Raw genomic sequence first — 25,864 nt, forward strand, 5'->3', positions numbered from 1 at the left:
GCGTGTCCCCGCCGAAGGAGAAACGGCAGTCGAAAAAAAACCGGGCGGTTCATCACCGCCCGGTTTTTTTGTCCACGATGCTGCGCTTTACATCCGGTAGCGCAGGGTGGCCATCACGCTGCGCGGGGCACCCGGCATGTTCAGGTTGGGGCTGGTGCCATGCGCGGACACGATGTAGCCCTTGTCGAACAGGTTGTACAGGTTCAGCTGTGCCTCGAAGGCGCCGCGGCGGTACCAGGCCATCGCATCGGCGGTGACATAGCCGGGCAGCGTCACGGTGTTCAGCGGGTCGGCATAGCGCGCGCCCACCAGGTTCAGGCCGGCGCCAACGCCGAAGCCGTGGCCCAGGTCCTTGGTCAGCCACGCGTTGCCCGAGTGGCGCGGCGTGATGGTGGCGCGCTTGCCCTGCAGCGCGGCGGTGGACTTGGTGACGGTGGCATCCAGGTAGGCGTAGCCGGCCAGCATGCGCCAGCCGCCGCCGAGTTCAGCCGCGCCGGAGATCTCGATGCCGTCGGTGCGCTGCTCGCCGATCGGCAGCAGCGCCGTGTTGGTGGCGTTGGCGATCTTGATATTGCTGCGCTCCAGCCTGAACACCGAGATCGTCGTGCTCGCCTTGCCGTTCAGCCAGTCGTACTTGGCGCCCACCTCGGTGTTGTTGGTGGTCTCCGGTGCCAGGTCGGCATTGTTGGCCGCCAGCGCGAAAGCCTCGCCGGAGGGCTGGAACGACTTGCTCCAGGACACGTAGTACGACTGCGACTTCGACGGCTGCCACACCAGGCCGGCGCGCGGGCTCCAGGCGGTGTCGGTGCGCGACAGGTTGCGCTGGCCGGCGATGCGGTTCTGCGTCTCCTGCTGGAAGTTGTCGTAGCGCACGCCCAGCAGCGCCTTCCACTGCTCGCTGAAGGTGATCATGTCCTGGGTGTAGAACGCGAGGGTATTGAACACGCCAAGGTTCGACGTGCCCGGCGTGCCGGGTGCCTGGCGCGGCAGCGCCACCAACACCGGGTTGAACAGGTCGAAAGCGATCGGCAGGCCGTTTGCGCCGACCACCGGCTTGGTGTTGTTGACCTGGTCCTTGTTCTGCTGGCCGATCTCCATGCCGTACAGGATCTCGTGCTTCATGCCCAGGAAGGTGGCCTTCTGGGTCAGGTCGGTCTGGTTGAACCAGCCATGTTCCTCGCGGCGGACATTGCCGTGGTTCATGGTGAGGGTGCGCGCCGCCTCGTTCACCGTGTTGGTCAGCGTGTTGTTGCGGTCCAGCGAGTAGTGGTAGTAGCGCGTGGCGTTGCGGATCGACCAGTTCTCATTGAAGCGATGGTTGACCGTGGCGGTGCCGGAGAACACGCGCGACTGCGAGTAGTCGGCATCGCGCGCGTTGGCCGCGCCGTAGTAGCGCGAGGCCGGCACGTCCACCGGGCGTCCCTTGTAGGCCGGGATGCCGAAGTCGGTCACGCGGCGGTCTTCCAGGTAGTCTGCCTGGAACAGCACGGTGGTTTCGGGAGCGATGCGCAGCTCCAGCGACGGCGCGATCGCCGAGCGGTCCAGGAACTGCTGCGAGCGGTAGCTGTTGGCCTTCTCCACCGCGCCGGTCACGCGGAAGGCGGCGGCGCCGTCGGCGAACACGCGGCCCACGTCGGCTTCGGCGCGGCGGTCGGCCCACATGCCATAGCTGAGCGCGAAGTCGGTGACGTCGATGCCCGGCTTCTTGGTCACGCGGTTGATCAGGCCGCCCGACGAGCCGCGCCCGTACAGCACCGCCGCGGGACCCTTGATGACTTCGACGCGGTCGACATTGGACATGTCGCGGAAGTACAGCGCATCGTCGCGGATGCCGTCGACGAACTGGTCGGCAATGGCGGAAAAGCCGCGGATCGACACCTGGTCGCGCTGGCCGTCGCCGTGGGAGAACGACACGCCCGGCACGTTCTTCAGTGCATCCTGCATCGAAGTGGCGTGCTGGTCGCGCATGACATCGGCGGTGACCACGTTGACGGTCTGCGGGATGTCGCGCAGCGGCGCCTCGGTCTTGGTCGCGCTGACCGCATTGGGCGGGTTATAGCCGGTGCCAAGCTCGCGGCTGACATCGGCCCTGACCGTGACCTCAGGCAACTGCGCCGAAGCGTCTGGCGCGGCCTGGGCCCACGTCAGCATCGGTTGAAATACGAAGCTCCCCGCCACCGCGGCACAGATCGGGTGAAGTTTTATTCTCATTTCACTGTAATCGGCTGTAATAGTTTTGAAAACGCGGGCGCATTATCGATTACAGGATTGTCAGGGTCAACGAGATTGCGAATTATTCCTATTCGCGGTCAATATATGTTGCTTTCGACACAAGTGGCGGTTACCACAGTCCGTCTTGTGATCGATTCCCTCGACTTGAGGTGTCGTACTGGATGCCCGTCCCTTAGCCCAGTTGCCCGGCAAGCGCATCGCGCGCCTCGGCTACAAACGCTGACTCCCCGCGCCGCGCGGGCAGCAGGAAAAACTCCGCCTCAGGCAGCCGCGGCAGCCCCAGCCGTGCAATGGTGGCGGCGTCCAGCGGCGCCACGCCGGGGCCGATCGCCGAGGCGTTCAGGCACGACATCCCAAGCCCCGCCGCCAGTGCCAGATGCAGCCCCGCCACGCCCGACGCGGAGTGCGCAATCTCGAACGGAAGGCGCTTGCGCAGCAGCAGCTGCACCACGTACTGATGCAGCGAGCAGGTATCGGGCAGCAGCACCAGCGGCAGCGTCGCGGACAGGCTGTCGGCCTCGGCCGGCGCGGCCACCCAGGCCAGCGGCTCGCGCCGCAGCACCGTGCCACGCGTGCGCTGCCCGCGCGTGCCCGGCAGGCGCATGCTGAGGCCGATATCGAAGGTGTCCATCTCCGCGGCGGCATCGATCGCCGCGCTCTTCATCACCGTCACGTGCAGGCGCAGGTACGGGTAGCGCTCGCGCAGGCGCCGCAGCATGCCGGCGATCTCGCCCGGGCGGAAGTAGTCGGTCACGGCCAGCCGCAGTTCGCCCGCCAGCGCGTGGCCGCGCAGCTCCTGCAGGGCCAGCTCGTTCAGCGCCAGGATCCGCCGCGCGTGTTCCAGCAACCGCTCCCCGGCCGGCGTCGGCACCGCGCCATGCCGGCCGCGCGACAGCAGCGGCACGCCCGCGCGCTCCTCCAGCTTGCGCAGCTGCTCGCTGACCGAGGACTGCGACAAGAACAGCCTGGGCGCCGCCGCCGACAAGCTGCCGCTGTCCGCGACCGTGACAAAGGTGCGCAACTGGTCGGTTTCGAATCCACGCATGGCAAGGCTCCGGCAAGGGTGGCGTTACTTCGGATAACTCGATGGTCCGCATCGGATATTCCCGCTTTTCCGATACTACACCACCCCCTACCATGGCATCACCCACCCACGCAAAGCCAAGGAGCCAGCCATGCCCCACATCGTCCTGCACCTGTCCGGCCAACCCGATGCCGCCCTCACCCGCCGCAGCGCCAGGGCGATCGCCGACCTGACCGAGCGCGTGCTCGGCAAGAAGCGCGACGTGATTGCCATCACGGTCCAGTACATCCCGCACGACAGCTGGATCATCGCCGACGTGCCGCTGTCGGAGCAGGGCCGCAACGCCTTCCACCTGGACATCAGCGTGACCGATGAAACCAATACCAAGGCGGAGAAGGCGCAGTTCATCGAGGCCGTGTTCGAGACCATGTCGGGGCTGCTGGGCAAGCTGCATCCGGTGTCGTACGTGCACGTGATCGACGCCCGCGCCGCGGCCTATGGCTACGGCGGGCGCACGCAGGAGTATCGCCACCAGCACGGCTGAAACGGCGTATCTCCTTCATGCAGGCCGCTGTCATCCCAGTGCCCCCGCGGCGAGACCGGAGGTTTCGCCGCGGGCCAAGCTGTGGCACAGTCGCCGGCTGATCCCTTTTCCTGATGGACTGACGCAAGACAAGGCGCCACAAGCGCCAGCCCCCGCGCGGCAACGGACCGCACCTCAGGACAAGGCAACCCTGAAGGAGATCCGATGTCGTTTCTGATCGTGCTGGCAGCCCTTGCCTTTCTGATGTTCGCCGCGTACCGCGGCTACAGCGTGATCCTGTTCGCGCCCATCGCCGCGCTGGGCGCGGTGCTGCTGACCGACCCGTCCGCGGTTGCGCCGGTTTTCACCGGCATCTTCATGGAGAAGATGGTCGGCTTCGTGAAGCTGTATTTCCCTGTGTTCCTATTAGGCGCGGTGTTCGGCAAGGTGGTCGAGCTGTCCGGCTTTTCCGAGTCCATCGTCGCCGCGGCGATCCGCTATATCGGCCGCTCGCGCGCCAACGCGGTGATCGTCACGGTGTGCGCGCTGCTGACCTATGGCGGCGTGTCGCTGTTCGTGGTGGTGTTCGCGGTCTATCCGTTTGCGGCCGAGCTGTACCGCCAGAGCAACATCCCCAAGCGGCTGATGCCGGGCGCGATCGCGCTGGGCGCGTTTTCGTTCACCATGGATTCGCTGCCGGGCACGCCGCAAATCCAGAACATCATCCCCACCAACTTCTTCAACACCACGTCCTGGGCCGCACCGGTGCTGGGCGTGGCCGGCTCGCTGTTTATCCTGGTGGTGGGCCTGAGCTACCTGGAATGGCGCCGTCGCGCCGCCGCGGCGCGTGGCGAAGGCTACGGCACCAACCTGCGCAACGAGCCGGAGCGCAGCCAGTCCGGTAAGCTGCCGCACCCGCTGCTGGCGCTGCTGCCGCTGGTGGTGGTGGGCGTGGCCAACTTCTGGCTGACGCGGATGATCCCGCTCTGGTATGGCCCTTCCAACAGCGTGGCGCTGCCGGGCCTGCCCAAGCCGGTGGAAACCAAGATCGCCAGCGTGACCGCGATCTGGGCGGTGGAAGGCGCGCTGCTGCTGGGCATCGCCGTGGTGCTGGTGACCGCCTTCGGCGCCCTGCGCGAGCGCTTTGCCGAGGGCACCAAGGGCGCCGTCGGCGGCGCGCTGCTGGCGTCGATGAATACCGCATCGGAATACGGCTTCGGCGGGGTCATCGCCGCCCTGCCCGGCTTCCTGGTGGTCAGCGACGCGCTGCGCGCGATTCCCAACCCGCTGGTCAATGCCGCGGTCTCGGTCAGCACGCTGGCCGGCATCACCGGCTCGGCCTCGGGCGGCATGAGCATTGCGCTGGCTGCGATGTCGCAGACCTTTATCGCGGGCGCGCAGGCCATGCAGATCCCGCTGGAAGTACTGCACCGCGTGGTGTCGATGGCCAGCGGCGGCATGGACACGCTGCCGCACAACGGCGCCGTGATCACGCTGCTGGCGGTGACCGGCCTGACCCACCGCGAGTCCTACCGCGATATCTTCGCCGTCACAATGATCAAGACCGCCGCGGTGTTCTTCGTCATCTCGGTGTATTTTCTGACCGGACTGGTCTGAAGCAATCCCGGCCCGCGCGGCTTGTACATTCCAGGTGTTGTTAACTAGTGTGGTTGGGTGCCGCCCGGCACCTGGCCCGGCAAACCAGGAAGCCGACACATGAAGCAAGTCACCCTGCCCGACGGCGAGCGCGTCCCGGCGCTCGGCATGGGAACGTGGAATATGGGCGAGTCGCGCGCCGCGCGCGCCGAAGAAATCGCCACGCTGCGCCTGGGCCTGGACCTTGGCCTGCGGCTGATCGATACCGCCGAGATGTATGGAGAGGGCCAGTCCGAGGAGATGATCGGCGAGGCCATCGCCGGGCGCCGCGACGAGGCCTTCCTCGTCAGCAAGGTCTATCCCTTCAACGCCAGCCGGCGCGGCACCGTGCAGGCCTGCGAGCGCAGCCTGAAGCGGCTGCGCACCGACCGCATCGACCTCTATTTATTGCACTGGCGCGGCGGCGTGCCGCTGGAAGAGACCGTGCAGGCCATGGAGGCACTGCAGCGCGACGGCAAGATCCGCCGCTGGGGCGTGAGCAACCTGGACCTGTCCGATATGCAGGCGTTGTGGGACGCGCCGGGCGGCGACCGGCTGGCCACCAACCAGCTGCTGTACAACCTGGGCCGGCGCGGCATCGAATGGGACCTGCTGCCGTGGCTGCGCCAGCGCGGCGTGCCGGTGATGGCCTATTCGCCGATCGAGCAGTCACGCCTGCTGGGCAACCCCGGTCTGAAGCGCTTTGCGCGCGACCACGGCATGACGGCGGCACAGGCGGCGCTGGCCTGGCTGCTGGCGCAGGACGGCGTCATCGCCATCCCCAAGACCAGCCGGCGCGAGCGCCTGCAGGAGAACCTGGGGGCGCTGTCGCAGATGCTGTCGGCCGCCCAGCTGGCCGAGCTCGACCGCATCTTCCCGCCGCCCGACGGCCCGGGCCCGCTGGAAATGCTCTGAGCAGGCTGCCGGGCGCGTGCGCTCAGGGCACGCGGGCCACGTAGCGCTCGCGCTCGACGTAGCGCACCAGGTAGCTGCGCGCCTTCTCGCGGGTGTCGGTGGTCACGCGCGCCGCTGCCTGGCGCGCGCTGGTCTTGCCGTGCGACGACGACATCTGCCCATCCAGGTAGGTGCGGAAGGAATCATGCATGGCGCCCAGCTCAGGCTCGCACGCGGCCAGCGCCAGGTTGGCCACGTCCTTGGGCTGGCCCTTGGCCGACAGGTTATCGTTGGCCTTCTTCTGCGCGCAATCCATGTATTTGGCGCGCAGCGCCTGCCAGCCGCTGCTGTCGACGGCCGACGCCGATCCGGCACCCGCGGCGCCGGCGTCATTGGAAGAACCCGAAGGATGTGAAGCGCACGCGGCCAGGAAGGCCAGCGGCAGGGCGGTCAGGAGTTTTTTCATGGCTGGATGATGCTGTCACGGCGCATTGGGCCGTCCCATGTGTAGCCATGGGACGTTCCGGGCGCAAGACTGGCTATTCTTGCCGCGAATGGCCTCCCGGCACCACCTTCGTCACAAATGGAAACGTCTCTGCGCGGTCCGGTATTTGCCCGGGTGCTTCCGGCGCCTATGCTTCAAAGACGACAACAACACAAGGAGACGAGATGAAACGTCGAACCTTCCTTTCGGCCAGCGCGGGTCTGGCCCTCGGCAGCCTGGCCATGGGTGCCTGCACCACCACCAAGCCCGATGCTCCCACCGACAAGGCCGCACGCCGGCGCGAGCTGGACTCCGGCGTGGACGCCACGCTGTCGCGCCTGTACGGCTCGGTCCAGGGCTCGCGCGAGCTAGGCAACCGCGCGCGCGGCATCCTGGTGTTCCCGAAGACGCTGTCGGCCGGCTTTATCGTCGGCGGCGAGTATGGCGACGGTGCCCTGCGCTCGGGCGGCGCCACGCGCGGTTACTACCGCCTGATTTCCGGCTCGGTCGGCTGGCAGATCGGTGCGCAGTCCAAGTCCGTGATCCTGATGTTCCTGACGCCGGATGCCTACGACAAGTTCGTGCGCAGCAGCGGCTGGACCGCCGGCGTCGATGCCACCGTGGCCCTGGCGACAGTCGGCGCCAACGGCGTGCTGGACACCAACACCGGCCAGCAGCCCATCGTCGGCTTCGTCATGACCAATGCCGGCCTGATGGCGGGCCTGAGCTTCGAGGGCAGCAAGATCAGCAAGCTCGACCTGTAAGGGCGGGCTCTCGGTGACCGTCGCGCGGCCGGCGTGCTGCGCGGCGCCCTCTTTTTTGCGGCCGTGCGCCGCGAGAGGATAGAATTCGTCCCTTTGGCCGAATTCCCATGTGGTTCAAGAATCTGCAGGTCCATCGCTTCTCCGCCCCGTGGTCGCTGAGCGCCGACGAGGTTGAAGCCAGCCTGGCGAAGCACGCCTTCTTCCCCGGTACCAGCCTCGAGATGCAAACCCAGGGCTGGGCCTCGCCGCGTGACAACGGCCCGCTGGTCCATACCGTCGGCCGCCAGATGCTGCTGACGCTGCGCACGGAAAAGAAGCTGCTGCCCACCACCGTGGTCAACCAGGTCACGCGCGCCCGCGCCGCGGAAATCGAAGAGCAGCAAGGCTACAAGCCGGGCCGCAAGCAAATGAAGGAACTGAAGGAGCAGGTCACCGAAGAACTGCTGCCGCGCGCCTTCAGCATCCGCCGCGACACGCGTGTGTGGATCGACCCGGACAACGGCTGGCTTGCCATCGACGCCGCCGCCACGGCCAAGGCCGATGAAGTGCGCGGCATGCTGTTCAAGGCACTGGATCCGCTGCCGCTGATCAACCTGCACGTCAACCAGTCGCCGGTGGCGGCCATGACCGAATGGCTGGCCGGCGATGCGGCACCGGGCGGCTTCACTGTCGACCAGGAAATCGAGCTGCAGTCCGGCGCGGAAAGCAAGGCCACCGTGCGTTACGTGCGCCATCCGCTGGACCCGGAAGACCTGCGCCGCCATATCGCCGCCGGCAAGCGCTGCACGCGCCTGGCGATGACGTGGAACGACCGGGTCTCGTTCGTGCTGACGGACGGGCTGGTGGTGAAGAAGGTGGTGCCGCTGGACGTGATCAAGGAACAGGCCGACGGCACGGCGCACGATGAAGACGAGCGCTTCGACGCCGATTTCACCATGATGGCCGGCGAACTCTCCGGCATGCTCGGCGACCTCACCGAGGCGCTGGGCGGCGAGCGCAAGGCGTAAGCCGAATCTCTTGCAGGAACCGTGGCGCTGTTGAAGGACAGCGCCACGCAGGCGCTTACTCCACCCAGTTCACCTTCGGGAACCGCCCGGCAAACCCCGCCGGCATCGCCACCACTTTCTTCCCCACGTAGTCGAAGAAGACAAAGCCCGACTTGGCCATCGCGATCAGCGTGCCGTCGGCCGGCCGCGTGATGCGGAAGATGATGTCGCCGCCGTACTTGTTGAAGTCCATCACCCCCACCTCGAACTGCAGCTGGTCGCGCGCATGCGCCTCGTTGCGGTACATCGTGGCCAGGTCGGTCACGATGATGCCGACGCCTTCCTGCCGCACGTCCTCGCTGCCGAATTCATACAGGAAGCGCGCCCGCGCCTCGGAGATCATCGAGATCATCGAATCGTTGGCAAGGTGGTTGGCCGAGTTGATGTCGGTCACGCGCACGGTCAGGTGCGTGGCGTAGCAGAACTGGTCGGCAGGCAGGTCGAGTTTGAGGCGGGCCATGATGGATCAAGCAAGAAATGGATCGGACGCCGCACGGGATCAGGCAGGCAAGCGGCAGAGACGGCGGCGGCGCCCATCATAAGGGAAATGCCGGCTCGGATTGCGGCACTGCCGCATAAACCCTCCCGCACATGTCCCCGGGTAAGTACTCCCCACTCTTTTCGTCCATCCCGCCGATGCCCCGCCATGGCGCTGCCTCGTAGGCTGCGGGTTGCCGTGGTCACTGGCGCCCCTGGCGCACCCGTACCGCGCACCGACACGATGTCAACGACTGGAGGAAACACCATGCAAGCCGACCGCCGCAAAGCCCTGCACTGGCTGGGAGCAGGTTCCCTGGCAGCCACCGCCTCGACTCTTGGAATCAGCCGGGCGTGGGCCCAGCAGGCTTACCCGTCGCGCCCGGTGCGGCTGGTGGTGCCCTACCCGCCCGGCGGTGCCACCGACGTGCTGGCGCGCGCGCTGGGGGATCCGCTCAGCAAGCTGTGGCAGCGCCCGGTGATCGTCGAGAATCGCCCCGGCGTGGGTGGCATGATCGGCGCCGACGTGGTCGCCAAGGCGCCGGCGGACGGCTACACGCTGCTGCTGGGCCTGCCCAGCCTGGTGCAGACGCCCTATATGGTGGCCAAGCCGCCGTTCGATCCGCTGCGCGACCTGACCGCCATCTGCCAGCTGTGCACCTCGAGCCTGGTGCTGACCGCCAGCAGCGCCATGCCGCGCACGCTGCCGCAGATGGTCAGCCTGGCCAAGTCCCAGCCCGACAAGTATTCCTATGGCACCTATGGCATTGGCACCGGCGCCCATCTCTACATGCAGGTCTTCCTAAAGGGAGCGGGCGCCGAACTGGTCCATGTCCCGTACAAGGGCGAAGCCCCCATCGCCACCGACCTGATCGGCGGCCAGATCTCGCTGGGAACGCTGTCGCCGATGACGGTGCGCCAGCATGCGCGCACCGGCAAGCTCCAGCCGCTGGCGGTCACCGGCAATACCCGCGCGCCGATGCTGCCGGATGTGCCGACCTTCCAGGAACTCGGCTACAAGGGGCTGGACGGCCCGGCCTGGCTGGGCCTGTTCACCACCGCCGGCACGCCGCAGGCCATCGTCGACAAGGTCTCGGCCGATGTGGAAACGGTGATGGCCGCGCCGGACATCCGCCAGCGCCTGGCCGAGCTGGGGCTGATCGTCAAGACGACGCAGCCGGCGGCGTTCGCGGCAACGGCCAGAGCGGACCAGGCTTACTGGGGCAACGTGATCAAGGAGAACAATATCCGGCTGGATTGAGGCATGGTGCTGCCGGCATCGGCTCAGATGCCGGCTTCCCCGCACCAGCGCACCAGCGCGTCGCGGAAGTCGCGGCACAGCGGCGACAGGTAGGCGCTGGATCGCCAGAACACGGCCAGCTCATACTGCCAGCACATGCCGTCGCCCTCCACGGCTTCCAGGCCCTGCGCCACCGCCTGGCCCAGCAGCCGCTGCGGCATGATGCCGAGCAGGTCGGTGTTGCGCAGCAGGTCCGCGAATGACACTGACGAACTGGTGCTTTCCACGGTCACGCGCGGCGGCGGCAGGCCCCGGCTGGTGAAGCGCCCCTCGAAGCCGCTGCGCACATAGAGCGAGGTGGCGGGCGCCACCCAGTGCTCGTCAACCAGATCGGCCAGCGAGCGGAAGCGCGCCCGCCGCGGATGCCCCGTGCGCGCCACCACCTGCAGCGTCAGCGCGCCCAGCGGCAGGTACTCGACGCCATCGGTTTCGCCGTCCGGCATGGCGGCGCAGACCAGGTCCACCTCGCCGCCCTGCAGCGCGGCCATCAGCTGCGGGCTCAGGTGCGTGCTGATCGAGAACCTGGCCAGCGGCCGGCTGGCCAGGAACTGCTCCAGCAGCGGCGAGAACAGCGACGGCACCACGTGCGGCAGCGTCGCCACGCGCACCTGGCCGACGCGCGCCTGGCGCTCGTCGTTGATCTCGTTCTCCATATCGTCATTGGCCAGCACGATGCGCCGCGCGTGCGCCAGCAGCTTGTGGCCCACCGGCGTCAGCATGACGCCGCGCGGCATGCGCTCGAACAGCTGCAGTCCGGCCTCGCCCTCCAGCCGCGCCAATACCTTGGACAGCGACGACTGGGTCAGCCCAAGCGTGCCGGCAGCCTTGTGCAGGTTGCCGTGCTCGGCCACCGCCAGGAACAGTCTGAGGTCTTCGGTCTTCATGCGATTCCAGTGGTTGGCCGATATAGCGCGATGTTGCCGCGATGGCGGGAGCATTTTAGTCCGCGATTCCCGTTCGGAATCGATTTGCCGGGCGCCGGCATCAATGCGCGCGGGCTTGCGCCATAGACTTTTCCGCGGCCGCACAAGTCGGCGATCGATCAGAGCCCGGACACACGGGACACCTCGAACGCATCCGGCAACCACGCCGGCACCTGTACTGCCGTAGACCAACAAGGAGACCACATGCCCCGCCAACCCGACGCCCGCCGGCGCACGCTGCTCAAGGCCATGCCGGCCGCCGCGCTCGCCCCCGCCCTGGCCATGCTCAGCCTGCCCGCCACTGTGCGCGCCCAGGCCTGGCCCGCGCGCCCCATCACCCTGATCGTGCCCTTCACCGCCGGCGGCGCCACCGACGTGCAGATGCGCGCGCTGTGCCTGGCGGCATCGAAGACCCTGGGCCAGCCCATCGTGATCCAGAACCAGCCCGGCGTCAGCGGCACGCTCGGGCCCGCCGCGATGGCGCGCAGCGCGGCGCGCGACGGCTACACGCTGGCGCTGATCACGCCGGCGTTGTTCCGCCTGCCGCACCTGCAGCCGGTGAACTACGACGCGATCAAGGACTTCACCTACATCATCGGCCTGACCAGCTATGTGTATGGGATCGCGGTGCCAGCGGGCTCGCCTTGGACGCGCTTTGGCGACTTCGTCGGGCACGCGCGCGCCAACCCCGGCAAGGTCAACGTGGCATCGGTCGGCACCGGCTCGCTCGGCCAGATCACCGTGCGCCGGCTGGAACAGCAGGCCGGCATCAAGCTCAACTTCATCCCCTTCAAGGGCGGCGCCGATGCGTTGTCCGCGCTGCTGGGCGGCCATGTCGACGCAATGATCGAAGCCGGCTGGGGCGCCATGGCCGAAGCCGGCAAGGTACGCCTGCTGGCCGTGGCCGAGCCGCAGCGCCTGAAGCGCTGGCAGGCCGTGCCCACGCTGCGCGAGCTGGGCTACGACATCACGGTGCAGTCCGAAGTCGGCATCGCCGGCCCGCGCGCGCTGGACCCAGCGGTGGTCGCCACGCTGCACGATGCCTTCCGCCAGGCCACATCGGACCCGGCCTACCTGCGCGCGCTCGAATCCGAATCGATGCCCAACCGCCATATGAATACCGCCGACTACCAGCACTACGCCGCTTCGCAATTCGCCAGCGACAAGCGGCTGGTGGCCGAACTCGGCATCCGGCTGGACTGAGCCCTACGCACGCAAAGGAGCCATCGCATGAGCGAAGCCGATCCCATCCGTCCCGCCGCCATTTCGGACGCCGAATGGGCCACCCGCATCGAGCTGGCCGCGCTCTACCGCGCCATCCACCGGTACGGCATGACCGACCTGATCTACAACCACATCACCGCGCGCGTTCCGGGCGAGCCTGAGCACATCCTGCTGAACCCCTACGGGCTGCTGTACCAGGAAGTGAACGCGTCCAGCCTGTACAAGATCCACCTGAACGGCGACATCGTCCACCAGCCCGAGGGCGATGCCGGAGAGCTGGGCCTGAACCCCGCCGCCTACGTGATCCACACCGCCGTGCACGCCGCGCGCCATGACGCGCTGTGCGTGCTGCACACGCATACGCGCGCATCGTCGGCGGTATCGGCGATGGCCTGCGGCCTGCTGCCGGTGTCGCAGCACGCGCATATGTTCTACGGGCGCATTGCGTACCACGACTTCTCCGGCCCGGTGGTCGACCTGGCCCAGCAGGGCCAGCTGGTGCAGGACCTGGGCCAGCACAACGCGATGATCCTGCGCAACCACGGCCTGCTGGTATGCGGGCGCACCATCGCCGAAGCCTTCTTCAATATCTACTGGCTGGAATCGGCCTGCAAGATCCAGGTCGATGCCATGGCCGGCGGCGAACTGGTGATGCCGTCGCAGGCATCGCTGGAAGCCAGCCGCAAGGCCTTCGGCCGCGTTGCCATCCGCGGCGACCGCGAATGGGCGGCGGTGCGGCGCGAGCTGGATCGCATCGACCCGTCCTACCGGCACTGACCCCGCCTTCGACCTGATCACAAGACTGGAGACAACATGACCCAAGCCACCGCCGCCGCCGCCGATGCGGCAACCTTCGCAGTAGCCGTTCCCGCCCTTGGCCCCGATGTGCGCTGCCACGTGCTGCAGCCCGGCCGCCCGCCGCTGTTCATCGAACCGGCCGGCGAACGCCTGCTGGACCGCGCGCAGTTCCGCCAGTGGTCGCGCACGGTGCGCCCGGCGCTGGACGCGCTGATCCTGGAACATGGCGGGATCGTGCTGCGCGGCTTCCCGACCGCCGGCACCGAGGACTTTGCCGACTTCATCGAGCAGTTTCCGGCCTTCGACGGTGGCTACGCCGGCGGCCGCGCCCCGCGCGAAACCATCAGCGGCCGCGTGATGGAAGCCACGCGGCTGTCGGCCAGCGTGCGCCTGGCGGTGCATTCCGAAATGGCTTACCGCCGCGACTACCCGCGCCGCATCGCCTTCTTCTCGCGCAAGACCGCCGAGGTGGGCGGCGAAACCCTGATCACCGATGTGCGCCACCTGGCCGAGCGCATGGATCCGGAACTGGCCGGCAGGCTCGCCACGCTGGGCAGCCGCACCGCGATCAACTTCGGCCCGCGGCGCGATGCCGACGATGCCTCTTACGCGCATATGGACGAGCGCGGCTGGAACCAGTCCTTCCATACCGAGGACCCGGCCGAGGTGAACCGGCTGTGCGCCGAGCGCGGGCTGGAACCGGTCTGGCATGAAGACGGCAGCCTGACCGTGCTCAATGCGCTGGAGCCGTTCGTGGTGCATCCGCAGACCGGCCGCAAGCTGTACCGGTCGATCCTGCATATGGTGCCGCAGGTGGAGAACCCCGAGCAGGACCTGGAACGGCGCAAGCGCCAGAAGTACCCGACCGGCGCCACGCTGGGCAATGGCGAACGCCTGACCGATGCCGAACGCGCGCATATCGACCAGCTGTGCGACCAGGCCACCTACTGCTGGCCCTGGCGCGATGGCGACGTGATGGTGCTGGACAACCTGCAGGTCTGGCACGGCCGCAACCCGTACCAGGGCACGCGCGACGTCCAGGTGGCGCTGCTGGATTAAAGCGCCGCGGGCCGCGCCGGGACATCGTAGCGCCTGGCGCCGGCCCCGAACATCACTCAATTGCAGCAATTTGCCCGCAGTGTTGCGTGGCTGCGCCATGGCCTGTCCCAGCCGGCAGGCGTCGATATAATCTGCCGCGCAACACCATAAATTAAGACATTAAAACAATAAGCCATCAGGCGGGACGGGGTGCAGCGTCTTCTCGACTTACGCTGCGAGGGAACCATGACCAGCGCTGACCACGCCCTGTCCGGACGGCTGTCCGCGACCATCCCTGCCCGCCGTGCCGCGGGCAGTTCCGTTTCTGCGCCAGCCGCGCCGCACACCCCGCTGCTGCAAGGCGTGCATCATCGCGCAGACCAGCTGATGACGGCCATGCTGTGGGTGCTGGGCCTGCTGTCGCTGATCGTCGGCAATCACTATGGGTCGACCGCGCTGACGCTGACGCTGGGCTTGCCGATGGCGCTGCTCGGCACGCTGATGGCGGTCACCCTGCCCGCCCGCCTGGCGACGCGGCTGGCGCTGGCCGTGCTGCTGATGCTCTTCGTCGCACTGCTGATCCACCAGGCGCACGGGCAGGTGGAATTCCACTTCCTGGTGTTCGTCTCGCTGTCGCTGCTGCTGGCCTACCGCGACTTCCGCGTGATCCTGCTGGCGGCCGCGGTGATCGCGTTGCATCACCTGAGCTTCAACTTCTTCCAGCAGTGGGGCTGGAACACCATCTGCTTCACCGACCCCAGTTTCAATATGGTGCTGTTCCACGCCGCCTTCGTCATCGTGCAGACCGGCGTGCTGTGCGTGATCGCGTGGCGGCTTGAGCGCGATGCCCATTCCACCGATGAGCTGAGCGCTCTGGCCGCGGGCATCGAGCGCGAACCCGGCTACCTGACGCTGACCGCCGACGGCACCCACCCGGACAGCGACTTCGCCCGCGCCTTCCGCAAGACGCTGGACACCGTGCGCCAGACCTTGCTGCAAGTGCGCAACACCGCCGGCACCGTGGCCGACGCGGCTGGCAACATCCTGGACACCAGCGCCACCGTGGCCCGTCGGGCCGACGAACAGGCGCGCACCGTCGCGCACACCATGCAGGACATGCAGGCGCTGACCCAGGCCGCCCGCGCCAGCGCCGACCAGGCCCGCGGCGCCTGCGAACTGGCCGGGGCCTCCAGCACCGTGGTCGCGCGCGGCAGCGGCGAGATCCTGTCGGTGATCCACACCATGGGCGAGATCAACGAGGCCTGCGGGCGCATCACCGAGATCATCGGCGTGATCGACAGCATTGCCTTCCAGACCAATATCCTGGCGCTGAACGCCGCCGTGGAGGCCGCGCGCGCGGGCGAGCACGGCAAGGGCTTTGCGGTGGTGGCCGGCGAGGTCCGCCAACTGGCGCATCGCTGCGGCGCCGCGGCCAAGGAAATCCGTGGGCTGATCAATACCTCGGTCGAACGCGCCCACGCCGGCACCGAGCTGGTCGGCCATACCGGCGAGACCATGAACGAGGTGGTGGCCAGCATCGGCAGGCTCGCCACGCTGGTGGAAGAACTCGCGACGCTGGGCGACGACCAGCGCAGCGGCATCGAGGGGATGGCACGGCGCGTGGCGGAGATCCAGGCGGCGTTCGAAGAAAATGCGGAACTGGTGGCCGGTGCGGCCGAAGCTGCGCGGGTGCAGCGGGAGCAGACAGAGGGGTTGAACCGGGCGGTGGGCGTATTCCGACTGGGCTAGCGCCCGCTCGCCTCAATCCTCTTTCTCGTCCCCCGTGGGGAAATGCACGCCGGCACGGCGCGCCGCCAGCATGATGTGGCGCTCCATCGCACGCTGCGCCTGCTCCGGCTGGCGCGCGGCCAGCGCCTCGATGATGGCGCTGTGCTCGGTGAAGGTGGCATTGCGCGCGCCGCGCCGATAGTACGGCAGGCGCTGGCTCTCGCGCATCACCTCGGCGCTTTCGCGCAGGATCTCGCGGATGACCTGGTTGCCGGACACCGTGACGATCAGCGTGTGGAATTCGTAGTCGAGCTGCGAGGCTTCGTCATACGCATCCGCCTCGATCGCGCGCTGCATCGTGGCCGCGTTCTGGCGCAGCTGTTCGATCTCTTTTTCAGAGATGGCCAGCGCTGCCAGGCGTGCGGTCAGCCCTTCCAGCGCAAAGCGCAGCTGGTAGATATCGATCAGCGAATGCGTGGCAGCAAAACGCCAGGGCGGCGTGGCCGCGGCGCTGTCGCCGGCGGCCGTCACGTAGACGCCCTTGCCCGGGCGCGACACCACCACGCCCATCCCCTGCAAGGTAGAGATCGCCTCACGCAGTGACGCACGGCTGATGCCGACCTTCTCCGCCAGTTCCCGCTGCGCCGGCAGCAGCGTGCCCGCGGGGAACGTGCCGTCGCGCACCCATTGCTGGATAAGGCTGACAGCCTGGTTGGCGACGGAGGTGGAAGATCCTGTCATACGTGAGGGGGTGACCAGTAAGAGGTGACGCACAAGGGGCGCGAAGCCAGTTGCCGGAAATTCTAGCCGACAAACCGGCCTGCCCCGCCCCTTACTTGTTGACCAGCTTCGCCGGCACCGAATAGGTCAGCAGCGCGCCGCACAGCAGCACGGCCGCCAGCACGAACATCGCGGCGTCCGTGCTCTGGGTGGCATCCTTGATCAGGCCGATCATGTACGGGCTGATAAAGCCGGCCAGGTTGGCGAACGAGTTGATCAGCGCAATGCCCGCCGCCGCGCCCACGCCCGACAGGATGGAGGTCGGCAGGCTCCAGAACAGCGGCGAGGTGGCCAGGCTGCCACCGGCGGCCAGCGCCAGTGCGGCCAGCGACAGCGCGGTGTTGTGGCTGAACACGGCGCTCAGAACCAGGCCCGTGGCCGCGCAGCAGAACGGTACGATCAGGTGCCAGCGGCGCTCGCGCATGCGGTCAGAGCTGCGGCTGACCAGGATCATCGAACACACCGCCACGCCAAACGGGATCGCGGTCAGCAGACCCACGTCCAGCACGCTCTTCACGCCGGTCTGCTTGATCAGCGAGGGCAGCCAGAAGGTCAGCCCGTACTGGCCCATCACCGTGCAGAAGCAGATCATCGTCATCTTCAGCACGCGCGGGTCCGTCACCACCGTGCGCAGCGACATATGGGCGGACTTCTGCGCATTCTCGGCGGCGATATTGCGCTCCAGCAGCGCCTTTTCATCGGCCGTCAGCCAGCGTGCGGACTGGATGTTGTTGTCCAGGTACCAGAGCACGGCCACGCCCACCAGCAACGACGGCACGGCCTCGATCACGAACATCCACTGCCAGCCGCGCAGGCCGTTGACACCATGCATGGCCTCCATCACCCAGCCCGACAGCGGCCCGCCAAAGATGCCAGAGATGGGAATCGCCGCCATGAACAGCGCCACCATGCGCGCGCGCCGGTGCGACGGGAACCAGTAGGTCAGGTACAGGATCATGCCGGGATAGAAGCCCGCCTCCGCCGCGCCCAGCAGGAAGCGCAGCACGTAGAACTGCGTGCTGGTCTGCACGAACATCATCGCCGCGGAGATCAGGCTCCACAGGATCATGATGCGCGAGATCGTGGCCTTGGCGCCGATGCGGTGCATCAGCAGGTTGCTGGGCACCTCGAAGAAGAAATAGCCGATGAAGAACAGGCCGGCGCCCAGCCCGTAGACCGCCTCGCTGAACTGCAGGTCGGCCAGCATGCTCAGCTTGGCAAAGCCCACGTTGACCCGGTCCAGGTAGGCCACCACGTAGCACAGCATCAGGAACGGCAGGAGCCGCCAGGCAACCTTGCGGTACACCGCGTCCTCCCTGGCCTGTGCCTGCGCCTGCGGCACGGAAATCGCATCCGGCCCGGCATGGGCGGTTTCAGTCGGAATCATGGAAGTCTCCTTGGTTTGTTCGAGTCATCGGCATGGCACGGCCTGGATCGCGTTCGGCATGAAGCCCTATAGTCATACCGGTCGGACCAGTTGATGCCGAATCGTAGGGAGGCACCAAGCCGGTGTCAAGGATCGATTGGACTGGGGAAAGCCCGAATCTGCATGACAATTCGGGCGGGAGCCACGGTTGGGGCTGAGTTCCTGCCGACAACAGCTACTTGTGCGGAAACGTGACTTGCTGCAAAATCCGGCCAAACTGGTCTGACCAGTTACGGATGGACCGCATGATGCGTGCCACAGCACAGACCACCGCTTGCCGGCCCCGACCTTCAGTTCAGGAGACTTTGATGGATACGACGCCCCCGCTCATGGAATCAGTCCTGGTGCGCCTGCTTGCGCAGCCGCTGAGCGCGGCCGCCTTTGCGCCGTTCGGTGACGTGATCGAGGCGCGCCCCGCCGGCGACCCCGGCGCCTTTCCGATCAACGGCGGCATGGTCACGCGGCACCATGACCTGGCTGCCGTGGAACTGGAAGGTGGCCGGGCCCTGATCAACCTGTTCGAGGCCAAGCCCTACGCGTATCCGCTGGAGATCGCAATACTGGAACGCCATCCGCTCGGCAGCCAGGCCTTTATCCCGCTATCGGAGCAGCCCTTCGTGATAGTGGTGGCGCCAGCTGGTGACGTGCTGGATCCCGCTTCGCTGCGCGCCTTCATCACCAACGGGCGGCAGGGCGTCAACTACCGCCGCGGGGTCTGGCACCACATGCTGCTGGCCGTGGGCGCGCCGGCGCGCTTTGCCGTGATCGATCGCGGCGGGGATGGCAACAACTGCGAGGAGTGCACGCTGGCGCAGCCGTTGCTACTGGAACTCCCGTCGGCGCTACACGCCGCGTGAGTGTGGAGGCGACCGCGGCAGGCCGCGGTTGCAGCAGGGCCGTTGCAGCCCGTCGCGCTTACTTGGCGTCCGGCCAGGAGACCTGCTTCCAGTAGGCCTCCTTCGAGCGGATCAGATCACCGGTGTACTCAAGCTTGACCCCGGACAGCACCGGCGCATTGGCCTTGTCTTCAAAGAAGCGCTGCCTCAGGTATGCCGTGGCGGCAGCCTTGCCGCGCACAACCCGTCCATGCGGGTCGGATTCGCCGGTGGGCAGGGTCCAGACGGACTCATCACGGCGAAGAACTCGCCCATCACTGCTTTCACGTCTGATTCGGCCATCTTGTCTCCACTTCTGGTTGTGGTGCCCGGCTAGGGCGGTTGTCCGGGCATCTCGGCCAAAGGCCGGGATTCGTACCACCACCCGAAAAGGATGGGCCGGGAAGCGGAGTCGACGGCCGACCGCTAAGCCACCAGCGACCGGAACTCCCGCGCCGTCGCCGGTGCCACCTGGCTGGCGCACTTGGCCAGGTTCACCTGCATCGCCGTGGCCGCGATTTCAAGGAGCTCCGGCTTGATGTCGTAGCCGCGCTGCCCCAGCCACACGATCACGTCCAGCAAGTGCCACAGCGAACTGCTGCCTTCATGCACCGGCACCGGGAAGGAATCCGGGTAGCCAAGCATCAGCTTGCGCATGTTCTGGCGAGACACGCCAACCATCTCGGCAATATCCGTCAGCCCGACCAGGTCCGGCGCCGCCTCGATCAGCGTGGCCGATGGCATGGCGCGGCGGGCATCGGCAAGAGCACTCACCATGGCCGCCCGCGCCGACTCCGCCTCGCGGACAAACGCCAGCGCCACGCGGCCCGGCAGGCCAGTGCCCACCAGCGCATCATCACACCCCGCCTCGGCCAGGCGTTCGACCAGCGCATCGGTATCGCCGTCCGCCTGCGACAGGTGAAATTTGAGGGTGAAGGCGTATTCCATGGTCATGTCCTGAATTGCAGCACGCGCAGCGTTGTCACTTCCCGCTGATGCGAGCAGTTGTCCACGATCCGCCGGATGGCGTTGGCGTGGTTGCCCGGATTCTTCGGCGTGCTCCAGACGCTGGATACACAGAACTCGCCGCAGCGGCATTCCTTGTCGTTGTCGGGGCAGTAGATACGGCCCCACGCATGACCGTTGCCCTTCGCCTGCTCGACACGCCAGCCATGCAGCTCTGCATGCCTGAGTGCGGCCTCAATCTCCTTCTTTGGGTGCCTGGCGCGGGTCATTCGTGTCTCCGAGACTAGATGCGCAATGATTGGTTGTCAAGTGACAACCAGAAAATAAGCACAATCCGAGTGGATCTGAGCATTGTCTTTGGACGTGCCCGAGCGGGCATTGAGAGGACTCTGGAAACGGCGGAAACGAAGTCGTAGCCGGGTGATGCAGGTGTCAGGGCATACTATTCACGCGGAGTGGCAACGACTCCGCGCAACGCGGCGCGTTCGAGCGCCGCCTCAACCAGGCCTTCGGATTTCGCGCCTTCGACAAACTTGCGCGAGTAGCTGGCGGTGTGCAAGGCTCACCGCCAGCCATTGAATCGCGCACATGTCATGGCAGAGACATCCATAGCCCATGCAACATGGCATTACTTCTTCTTCCTGGGATCATCAGCCGGGTTGACGAAGTTGAAAGCCCAGGGCCCCGACGCATTGATCTGGATAATGGTTTCTTCCTTGGTCCAGCCAAAGTGGCGCATCTTGGGTGGCATGACAATCAGGCTGCCGGCGCCGAGCGGCGAGGTCTTTTCCGGTTCGAGCTTGTCGCCCATGCCATAGTTGAACGTCCCGGAAAGCACGGTCACCCGCTCCACGCCTGGGTGCCAGTGCGCCGGCACCTTGGCATCCGCGGGCAGCTTGATCCGGGCCGTGAACGGCGCTTTCTTGTCCATTTTCCCCTCGAGGACGGCAAGTTTGGCACCCGGTATCAGTGGCAGGTCCGCCCATTTGACCTCGTCGGCGGTGACCATGACCATGTCGCCCGGCGGGGCGGCCGATGCCGCAGACATCGTCAGGCAGACGCCGAAGGCCAGTGTGGCAATCGGGGGAAGCTTGTTCTTCATGGCGCGCTCCTTCCTGAGAGGGCAACCAGACGGTTGAAGCGGCGCGGCGATGGCACAGACCTTACAGATGCCATCTTGCACCGATTCCACCGCCAGCCGCGCTGGTGACACCCACTGCATGGCACAGGTTCAGGCATGCAGGCTCGAGCGTCTTTATCGCCCATAGCAATAATGTGATGCATATCGCGGGCCACCCGTGGCGGGAGGCTGACGAGCGGGCGCGTGACGCTCGCGCGATGTGTCGGTTGCACGGTAAATCAGCCGGATGGTTTCAATTGTGAAACACCGGCGGCTGGCGTACAAGGCCAGGACGTTCAACTGCCTTTCCATACCGGCGGGCGCCGGTTCACGAACGCATCCACCCCTTCCCGGAAGTCACCGCTGCCGTAGCACAACCGCACCAGGTCATCCGTGTCGGCCACCGACTGCACGGTCTGGCGCCGCAACGCCTCCTTGACCACCGTCTGCGTGACAGGCGCCAGCGCGCCAAGCCGGTCGCATAGCGAGACGACCTCGGCCTCCAGCGCGTCGGCAGCGTACACACCCTCAAGAAACCCGCACGCGAGCGCGGTCTCGGCGTCGAGGATCTGCGCCAGCAGCAGCATGCGGCGCACCGGTTGCAGCCCCCAGGCCGCACGCAGCTTGGCAAGGTTCTGCGCCGACAGCGTATTGCCCAGCGTGCGCGCAATCGGCACGCCAAAGCGGGCCTTGGACGTCGCGACACGGAAGTCGCACGCCGTAGCGATGGCCAGGCCCCCACCCACCGCCCAGCCTTCGATAACCGCTACCGTTGGCATCGGCAGTTGCTCGACAAGGCGGACGCCTTCGTCGATGCGCGCTTCGTAGGCCACCCCGTCCTCGCCGCTGGAGAACTGCTGGAACTGCGCAATGTCAGTACCTGCGACAAAGGCCTCTCCGCCCGCGCCGCGCAGCACCACCACGCGCGCCCCCCCATTGCCTTGCGCTGCAAGCGCGCGGCAATGCGTGGCAAGTTGCTCGTACATGGCCCACGTCATCGCATTGCGCGCGGCGGGACGGTCGAACGTCAGCGTTGCGACCTGCCCCTGCATCGTGAGTGTGACCTGCCCGTCGTTGCCGGGACCGCCTTCCGGCGGCAGCGCGGGCTTCATGATCCGAATGCGCCGGCTACAGCCAGCGACTGTTGTTCGTCCTTCGGGATACCCAGCTCCGCCAGGATTTCTTCCGTGTGCTGGCCGAGCAGCGGCGGCGGGCGCCGTACCTGCTGGGGCGTGCCGCCCATCTTCACCGCGAAGCCGATATTGGGCACCTTGCCCTCGATCGGATGATCGATTTCGATGCGCATCTGGCGGTGGCGGCCGTGCTCGCTGTCGAAGGCCTGCGGGTAGGTCAGGATCGGCCCGGCCGGGATGCCGACGCCGAGCAGGCGCTCGATCCAGTAGTCGCTGCTCTCCTTGACGAAGCTCTCCTCCAGCATCGCGATCAGTGCCTGCCGGTTGGCCAGGCGCAGCGCCACGGTGGCAAAGCGCTCGTCCGCCAGCAGGTCGGGCCGGTCGAGCGTGTTGCACAGCAGTTGCCACAGCTTCTGGTTGGTGGCCCCCATGACGAAGTAGCCGTCGGCGGACTTCATCGCCTGGTAAGGCGCGCTCATGCGGTTGGCCGTGCCCAGCGGCTCGGGCTCGCGGCCCGTGCCCCAGTATTCGCAGGTGTCCCATACCGAGAACGCCAGCGCGGAGTCGAACAGCGACGCATCGACATACTGCCCCTTGCCCGTCTCCCTGGCGCCGATGTAGGCAGACAGCATGCCGTAGGTCGCGAACAGCGCGCAGCCGATATCGGCCACCGGCACGCCCGCCTTCACCGGCGCGCCGCCCGGGTAGCCGGTGACGCTCATCACGCCCGACATCGCCTGCGCCATCAGGTCAAAGCCCGGCCGCGCGGCCCACGGCCCGCTCTGGCCAAAGCCCGAGATGCTGCAGTAGACCAGCTTCGGATTGATCCTGGCGAGGGTCTCGTAGTCGATCCCCAGGCGCTTCATCACGCCGGGGCGGTAGTTCTCCACCAGGATGTCGGCCGTTTCCGCCAGGCGATACAGCACCTGCCGGCCGGAATCGGTCTTCAGATCCAGCGTGACGCTGCGCTTGTTGCGGTTCATGTTGAGGAAGCCCATGCTGTCCGAGCCCTTCATCTTGAAACCCATCGCGCCGCGCGTCTGGTCGCCGCCATCGGGCGGTTCGATCTTGATCACGTCGGCGCCCAGATCAGCCAGCAGCATGCAGGCGTAGGGCCCGGCCATGACCTGGCTGACGTCGAGCACGCGCACGCCGGCCAGCGGCAAGGTGGAGGCAGGCGCCTGTGCGCCCGAGTCGCGGAAATCTGTCATGGGATGCTTCTTCCTGGATAGATGGATGGGGCAGCGTGCGCGCGTGCGTCGGCTCTCGGCCATTGGCTTGCGGCGCTCAGGTCTCGGCCTTTACGCCGGCGTCCTTCACGACCTTGGCCCACTTGGTGGACTCAGAGGCGATGAAGGCGGCGAACTGCTGGTTCGATCCGCCTGAGTCCTCGGCGCCAAAGCTCTTGAGCCGCTCGGCAACATCGGGCATGGCCAGCACGCGGTTGACGTCGGCGTTCATGCGCTGCACCAGCGCCGGCGGCATGTTCTTCGGGCCCACCAGGCCGTACCACGACGCCGCGTCCAGGCCGGGGAAGCCGGACTCCGCCAGCGTCGGCACATTGGGGTGGCTGGCCGCGCGCTTCAGGCGGGTCTGCGCAATCGCGATCACCTTGCCCTGCTGGATAAACGGCGTGGCGGCGGTCATGGTGTCGAACGCATAGTCGATCTGGCCGCCGATCAGGTCCGCGACCAGCGGGCCCGAGCCCTTGTAAGGCACGTGCACCACATCGAGCCTGGCCTGCAACCGGAACATCTCCAGCGCCAGGTGCTGCGCCGAACCAATACCGGACGAACCAAAGGAGATCTTCCCCGGCTTCTGCCGGCACAGCGCCACGATGTCCGAAACGCTGCGCACCTTCTGTTCCGGACGGCAGGTCAGCATATTGGGCGTGACGCCCACCATCGAAATCGGCGTGAAGTCGGCGCGCGGATCGTACTTGACGTCCAGCAGCGCCGGGGCGATCGCGTGGCTGTTCACATGCGCCATCAGCAAGGTGGTGCCGTCAGGCGGCTGCTTGGCCACATAGGCGGCGGCGATGGCGCCGGTAGCGCCGGGCTTGTTCTCCACCAGCACGCTGGTGTTCCACATGACCCCCAGCTTCTGCCCGATCACGCGTGCCAGCACATCCGTGCCGCCCCCGGGGGCGAAGCCCACCACAATGCGCACCGGGCCGGCGATGTCGGCGGCGCGCACCAGGCTGGGTATCGCCAGCCCGGCCGCTGCCGCCACAATGAATTGTCTGCGCTGCATTGCGTGTCTCCGTCCTGTAGTTATGGAGCCATCATCCGCAATGCACCCGCCGCGGGCTATCGCTATTTGGGGGATTCTGGTTTCGCGTTTTGCGCAAGCACCGCCAGCACGCTGAGCGCCGCCGAGGAAAGTGCCCCATGGGGCCGATGGCACAGCACAAACTGCCGCTGCGCCCAGGCCGCGGCAATGGGCAGCCGCACAAAGCGGCTGCCGGCCGCCACCTCGCGCGCGATCGCCTCCGGCATCACCCCGCCGCCCAGGTTCTGCGCCACCAGCGCGGCCATGCTGTCGAAACCGCCCACGCGCATGCGCATGCGCAGCACGCGGCCGGCCTCTTCCGCCAGCCGCTCCAGCACGATCGAGATCGCCGAACTCTCGCTGAGCACGATCAGGTCGCAGTCCAGCACGTCGTCCGGCGTGACCTTGCGGCGCCGCGCCAGCGCATGGCCGCGCGCCACCACCAGCACCAGTTCGTCGCTCCGAAAGGGCGTGGTCGGCAGGTCGATCACGCCCAGGCTGCCGTCGTAAATGCCGATGTCAACGGTGCCGCGGCGCAGCGACTGCTGGACTTCCGCGCTGTTCATTTCCTGCAGGTCGATGCGCACGCCGGGGCAGGCGGTGGCGCAGCGTTGGATGTCGAAGGGGAGGAACTGGATGACGGCGGATTTGGGCGCGGCTACCCGCACTACGCCCAGGTCGCCGCCGACAAAGGAGGCGGCGTCGTCCTGCATGCGCTGGACGGTGTGGGTGATGCCGCGGGCGTGGGCCAGCAATGCGCGGCCGGCTTCGGTCAGGGCCATGCCGTGGGGCAGGCGTTCGAAGAGGGAGACGCCCAGTTGGGCTTCCAGTTCGAGGATGCGGCGGGACGCGGCTGCGGGGGCCAGGTGGAGGCGTTGGGCGCCGCGGGTGATGCTGCCGAAGTCGGATACGGCGATGAAGAGCTGGACGGTGGTGAGGTCGAAGTGCAGGCGGGTAGTGCGCGAAGGAGCGGTGGACGTCACGATGGTCGGCGCTTAGGTGGGCGGCGTGGCGGGGGGGCAATGGCGATTCTCCACTTATCCAACGACGCAGACAACTATGGATTTCCCACGTAACCTCGCGAGCAAAAACGGCTATCGAATCGATGCCCCGCCAGGCGCCTTACAGCCATGAGGGCCGCGGCGTGATGCCGCATTTCGGAAGGCCGAAGACGGAGTCGTTGCCCAAATCCCCCAAAACCGC

26 protein-coding genes are annotated in these 25,864 nt (G+C 66.9%); 11 read left to right on the forward strand and 15 right to left on the reverse strand.

Annotation, left to right across the window (positions count from 1 at the left end):
- Positions 1-87: 87 nt before the first annotated feature.
- On the reverse strand, positions 88-2,211 hold the full coding sequence (locus AC3WVS_RS21695) for a TonB-dependent receptor (RefSeq protein ID WP_492320309.1): 2,124 nt from the start codon (positions 2,209-2,211) through the stop codon (positions 88-90).
- A gap of 193 nt (positions 2,212-2,404) precedes the next feature.
- A complete protein-coding gene (locus tag AC3WVS_RS21700; protein WP_492320310.1) occupies positions 2,405-3,277 on the reverse strand; it encodes a LysR family transcriptional regulator in 873 nt (290 codons plus the stop codon).
- Positions 3,278-3,407: 130 nt separating this feature from the next.
- Here AC3WVS_RS21700 and AC3WVS_RS21705 point away from each other — a divergent pair, with 130 nt between their 5' ends.
- The 3 genes from AC3WVS_RS21705 (at position 3,408) to AC3WVS_RS21715 (ending at position 6,329) form a co-directional block, all read left to right on the forward strand.
- Complete coding sequence (locus tag AC3WVS_RS21705) at positions 3,408-3,800, forward strand: tautomerase family protein (RefSeq protein ID WP_492320311.1); 393 nt, start codon at positions 3,408-3,410, stop codon at positions 3,798-3,800.
- A gap of 204 nt (positions 3,801-4,004) precedes the next feature.
- Complete coding sequence (locus tag AC3WVS_RS21710) at positions 4,005-5,396, forward strand: GntP family permease (protein ID WP_010813171.1); 1,392 nt, start codon at positions 4,005-4,007, stop codon at positions 5,394-5,396.
- Between the two features lie 99 nt (positions 5,397-5,495).
- The gene (locus AC3WVS_RS21715; protein WP_492320312.1) at positions 5,496-6,329 is read left to right on the forward strand and encodes an aldo/keto reductase; all 834 of its coding nucleotides are present in this window, start codon (positions 5,496-5,498) and stop codon (positions 6,327-6,329) included.
- A gap of 22 nt (positions 6,330-6,351) precedes the next feature.
- On the opposite strand, the gene AC3WVS_RS21720 is transcribed toward AC3WVS_RS21715, so the two are convergent.
- Entirely contained in the window at positions 6,352-6,774 is a 423-nt protein-coding gene (locus AC3WVS_RS21720) for a hypothetical protein (RefSeq protein WP_492320313.1), read from the reverse strand.
- A 203-nt stretch (positions 6,775-6,977) separates the two neighbouring features.
- Between AC3WVS_RS21720 and AC3WVS_RS21725 the strand changes: the two genes are divergently transcribed.
- Positions 6,978-7,556, forward strand: a complete 579-nt coding sequence (locus AC3WVS_RS21725; RefSeq protein WP_492320314.1) for a BPSL1445 family SYLF domain-containing lipoprotein — start codon at positions 6,978-6,980, stop codon at positions 7,554-7,556.
- Positions 7,557-7,663: 107 nt separating this feature from the next.
- Positions 7,664-8,563, forward strand: a complete 900-nt coding sequence (locus AC3WVS_RS21730; RefSeq protein ID WP_492320315.1) for a recombination-associated protein RdgC — start codon at positions 7,664-7,666, stop codon at positions 8,561-8,563.
- A 55-nt stretch (positions 8,564-8,618) separates the two neighbouring features.
- Here AC3WVS_RS21730 and AC3WVS_RS21735 read toward each other — a convergent pair whose 3' ends face one another.
- On the reverse strand, positions 8,619-9,062 hold the full coding sequence (locus AC3WVS_RS21735; protein WP_492320316.1) for a thioesterase family protein: 444 nt from the start codon (positions 9,060-9,062) through the stop codon (positions 8,619-8,621).
- Between the two features lie 285 nt (positions 9,063-9,347).
- Between AC3WVS_RS21735 and AC3WVS_RS21740 the strand changes: the two genes are divergently transcribed.
- The gene (locus AC3WVS_RS21740; protein ID WP_492320317.1) at positions 9,348-10,340 is read left to right on the forward strand and encodes a Bug family tripartite tricarboxylate transporter substrate binding protein; all 993 of its coding nucleotides are present in this window, start codon (positions 9,348-9,350) and stop codon (positions 10,338-10,340) included.
- A gap of 23 nt (positions 10,341-10,363) precedes the next feature.
- On the opposite strand, the gene AC3WVS_RS21745 is transcribed toward AC3WVS_RS21740, so the two are convergent.
- Positions 10,364-11,263: a LysR family transcriptional regulator gene (locus AC3WVS_RS21745; protein ID WP_492320318.1), complete on the reverse strand. Its 900-nt coding sequence runs from the start codon at positions 11,261-11,263 to the stop codon at positions 10,364-10,366.
- Between the two features lie 243 nt (positions 11,264-11,506).
- Here AC3WVS_RS21745 and AC3WVS_RS21750 point away from each other — a divergent pair, with 243 nt between their 5' ends.
- The 4 genes from AC3WVS_RS21750 (at position 11,507) to AC3WVS_RS21765 (ending at position 16,111) form a co-directional block, all read left to right on the forward strand.
- Positions 11,507-12,505 carry a tripartite tricarboxylate transporter substrate binding protein gene (locus AC3WVS_RS21750; protein ID WP_492320319.1) on the forward strand — a complete coding sequence of 333 codons (999 nt, stop codon included), beginning with the start codon at positions 11,507-11,509 and terminating at the stop codon, positions 12,503-12,505.
- Between the two features lie 27 nt (positions 12,506-12,532).
- Positions 12,533-13,303, forward strand: coding sequence for a class II aldolase/adducin family protein (locus AC3WVS_RS21755; RefSeq protein WP_492320320.1), 771 nt, complete (start codon positions 12,533-12,535; stop codon positions 13,301-13,303).
- 36 nt (positions 13,304-13,339) lie between these two features.
- Positions 13,340-14,383: a TauD/TfdA family dioxygenase gene (locus AC3WVS_RS21760; protein WP_492320321.1), complete on the forward strand. Its 1,044-nt coding sequence runs from the start codon at positions 13,340-13,342 to the stop codon at positions 14,381-14,383.
- Between the two features lie 225 nt (positions 14,384-14,608).
- Positions 14,609-16,111, forward strand: coding sequence for a methyl-accepting chemotaxis protein (locus AC3WVS_RS21765; protein WP_492320322.1), 1,503 nt, complete (start codon positions 14,609-14,611; stop codon positions 16,109-16,111).
- Between the two features lie 12 nt (positions 16,112-16,123).
- Here AC3WVS_RS21765 and AC3WVS_RS21770 read toward each other — a convergent pair whose 3' ends face one another.
- Together AC3WVS_RS21770 and AC3WVS_RS21775 are read right to left on the reverse strand one after the other, a co-directional pair.
- The gene (locus AC3WVS_RS21770; protein WP_492320323.1) at positions 16,124-16,831 is read right to left on the reverse strand and encodes a FadR/GntR family transcriptional regulator; all 708 of its coding nucleotides are present in this window, start codon (positions 16,829-16,831) and stop codon (positions 16,124-16,126) included.
- Positions 16,832-16,922: 91 nt separating this feature from the next.
- Positions 16,923-18,257: an MFS transporter gene (locus AC3WVS_RS21775; RefSeq protein WP_492320324.1), complete on the reverse strand. Its 1,335-nt coding sequence runs from the start codon at positions 18,255-18,257 to the stop codon at positions 16,923-16,925.
- A gap of 347 nt (positions 18,258-18,604) precedes the next feature.
- On the opposite strand from AC3WVS_RS21775, the gene AC3WVS_RS21780 reads away from it, so the two are divergent.
- Complete coding sequence (locus AC3WVS_RS21780; RefSeq protein ID WP_492320325.1) at positions 18,605-19,153, forward strand: ureidoglycolate lyase; 549 nt, start codon at positions 18,605-18,607, stop codon at positions 19,151-19,153.
- Between the two features lie 58 nt (positions 19,154-19,211).
- Here AC3WVS_RS21780 and AC3WVS_RS21785 read toward each other — a convergent pair whose 3' ends face one another.
- From AC3WVS_RS21785 to AC3WVS_RS21820, 8 genes are all read right to left on the reverse strand, one after another.
- Entirely contained in the window at positions 19,212-19,373 is a 162-nt protein-coding gene (locus AC3WVS_RS21785) for a hypothetical protein (RefSeq protein WP_492320326.1), read from the reverse strand.
- Positions 19,374-19,597: 224 nt separating this feature from the next.
- A complete protein-coding gene (locus tag AC3WVS_RS21790) occupies positions 19,598-20,119 on the reverse strand; it encodes a helix-turn-helix transcriptional regulator (protein ID WP_492320327.1) in 522 nt (173 codons plus the stop codon).
- A gap of 2 nt (positions 20,120-20,121) precedes the next feature.
- On the reverse strand, positions 20,122-20,406 hold the full coding sequence (locus tag AC3WVS_RS21795; protein ID WP_492320328.1) for a hypothetical protein: 285 nt from the start codon (positions 20,404-20,406) through the stop codon (positions 20,122-20,124).
- Positions 20,407-20,765: 359 nt separating this feature from the next.
- Positions 20,766-21,239 (reverse strand): cupin domain-containing protein, encoded by a 474-nt coding sequence (locus AC3WVS_RS21800; RefSeq protein ID WP_492320329.1) that lies wholly within the window; start codon positions 21,237-21,239, stop codon positions 20,766-20,768.
- A gap of 314 nt (positions 21,240-21,553) precedes the next feature.
- The gene (locus AC3WVS_RS21805) at positions 21,554-22,369 is read right to left on the reverse strand and encodes an enoyl-CoA hydratase/isomerase family protein (protein ID WP_492320330.1); all 816 of its coding nucleotides are present in this window, start codon (positions 22,367-22,369) and stop codon (positions 21,554-21,556) included.
- The gene (locus tag AC3WVS_RS21810; protein ID WP_492320331.1) at positions 22,366-23,601 is read right to left on the reverse strand and encodes a CaiB/BaiF CoA transferase family protein; all 1,236 of its coding nucleotides are present in this window, start codon (positions 23,599-23,601) and stop codon (positions 22,366-22,368) included. Before AC3WVS_RS21810 ends, AC3WVS_RS21805 begins: the two co-directional genes overlap by 4 nt.
- A 76-nt stretch (positions 23,602-23,677) precedes the next feature.
- Positions 23,678-24,643, reverse strand: coding sequence for a Bug family tripartite tricarboxylate transporter substrate binding protein (locus AC3WVS_RS21815; RefSeq protein WP_492293737.1), 966 nt, complete (start codon positions 24,641-24,643; stop codon positions 23,678-23,680).
- A 62-nt stretch (positions 24,644-24,705) separates the two neighbouring features.
- On the reverse strand, positions 24,706-25,644 hold the full coding sequence (locus tag AC3WVS_RS21820) for a LysR family transcriptional regulator (protein ID WP_492320332.1): 939 nt from the start codon (positions 25,642-25,644) through the stop codon (positions 24,706-24,708).
- Between the last annotated feature and the right edge of the window lie 220 nt (positions 25,645-25,864).

This window comes from Cupriavidus sp. CPT47-8839-RL05A (genome assembly GCF_058792255.1).